The following is a 1,864-nucleotide window of genomic DNA, read 5'->3' on the forward strand; positions in this document are numbered from 1 at the left end:
GAAGATTTCCGGGTGGTCTTTGAGAAGACGATAGACCTTGCTGCCGAATGTTGCCGGGAGGGAGTGGTGGCATTTCCGGTTCTTGGGGTTCATCCGGCTGAGATATCGCGCATGAACGAGCGAATGACCCTTTCTGAAGCCGAATCCCTGATGATCGGAGCACTTGAACTGGCTGCCCGGTTTGTGAAGGAAGGATCAGCCATTGCCCTGAAGAGTGGCCGCCCCCATTATGAGGTGGAATCAGCTGTGTGGGAGGCCTCAAACCGGGTGTTGAATGCCTCACTTGAATTTGCCGCAGAATGCGGATGTGCGATACAGCTTCATGCCGAGAGCGGCCCATGCGATGATGTTGTGGAGATGGCTGGGAGAGCCGGTGTCCCTCTCAAACGGGTAGTGAAACACTTTGCTACTCCCGATACGAAACTTCATCCTTCATTTATCGCAAACAATGATTGTATCGCCGCTGCTGCGTCCGATAGCAGGTCATTCACGATGGAGAGCGATTATATGGATGAACGTGACCGGCCCGGATCGGTGCTCGGCCCCCGGTCTGTTCCAAGGTTCACGCTCCGGCATCTTGAGGCAGGCAGTTTCACAGAAGAAGATATCTGGCGTATTCATTCTCTGGTGCCAGAAGAGGTTTATGGTGTTCAGATCTCCATCTGATCGAAACGATCCTTTTTGCACCATGACACCGAATACTATGCAATGTACCTGAAGATCCATAAGGAGCCGGGTGGAGGAACGGTTGTTGCCGTCTGCGATCGGGAACTTCTGGGAAGAACGCTCACCGAAGGCAATATAGAGTTCACCATCTCCGAGTATTTTTATGGAGATGTTCCCGCCTCCGAGGAGGAGGTACGGTATGCTCTTGCACATGCAAGTAATGCGAATATCATCGGGACGAGAGTCGTTGAGATTGCAATCTCACTTGGCTGTATCGAACCTTCATCATGCCTGGTGATCGATTCTGTCCCGCATGCCCAGTTTGTACAATAAGAGATCATGAGTATCAAAGACACTATCTGCCCCCGTTGCGGGAAATCCTCTGAAGAAGGACTCTGTGGCCCATGCAGGCTGCATGAGATCGAATGGGTAACCGTCTCCCCCCGTGTTGAAACAATCCTCTGCCCCACCTGCGGGTCCAGAAAAGTGGGCAGTAGCTGGGCTGATTTGGAGAGTGATAAGGAAAGCCTTGCCCGCTCTCTTGTCATTGATGGCATTGTGTTCCACCCCGATGTATCTGATCATGCAATGGAGATGTCAATCCGCGAAATCAGTTCAAATCGGTCGAAAGCCTTCCTGAAGATATCCGGGAAATGTTATGGTATCCCGGTTCAGGGTGAATATCAGGTGCTGGTTGTCCTTGGCAGGGAGCAGTGTGACCGATGCTGCCGGATCTCCGGCAGCTACTATGAGGGCATCATCCAGGTGAGAGGTGAGGGCAGGCGTCTGACCGAATGGGAGAGCAGGCGAGCCGCAGAGATCGCCTGGCAGGCAGAAGATGCAGCCCAGCAGGGAGGCGATCGCCTCTCGTTTGTATCATCCATCGACTCCTCAAAGGATGGAATAGATGTGATCGTCTCCTCTCTTGGGATCGGGCAGTCGATTGTGAATGATATCTCCTCCTATTTTGGTGCACGTTCGACATCGCATCCGAAACTTGTCGGGGAGAAAGAAGGAAAACGTCTCTATCGTGTGACCTGGTCCATCAGGCTTCCCCGAATCGTCCGTGGAGATGTCGTTTCGATGAAGAATGACTACTTCCTGGTCTCGGGATCAGATGGCACGACACTCAGGACCAAACACCTGCTCAGCCAGCAGCCAAGAAGTTTCCGTGACGAGGAGGCCGTACAGCTCATTG

At 52.8% G+C, this 1,864-nt stretch carries 3 protein-coding genes; all 3 read left to right on the top strand.

The annotated features are described in order from the left end of the window. The coding region (locus tag QCH34_RS11785) for a TatD family hydrolase (protein ID WP_300334429.1) at nt 1-666 on the top strand (666 nt) is incomplete at its 5' end. A gap of 42 nt (nt 667-708) precedes the next feature. Beyond that, nucleotides 709-999, top strand: a complete 291-nt coding sequence (locus tag QCH34_RS11790; protein WP_300334430.1) for a DUF424 family protein — start codon at nt 709-711, stop codon at nt 997-999. Nucleotides 1,000-1,005: 6 nt separating this feature from the next. After that, nucleotides 1,006-1,864, top strand: an 859-nt coding sequence (locus QCH34_RS11795; RefSeq protein WP_300334432.1) for a 60S ribosomal export protein NMD3, incomplete at its 3' end; no start/stop codon positions are given.

The sequence above is a fragment of the Methanocalculus sp. genome (assembly GCF_029762515.1).
In the GTDB taxonomy this organism is placed as follows: domain Archaea; phylum Halobacteriota; class Methanomicrobia; order Methanomicrobiales; family Methanocorpusculaceae; genus Methanocalculus.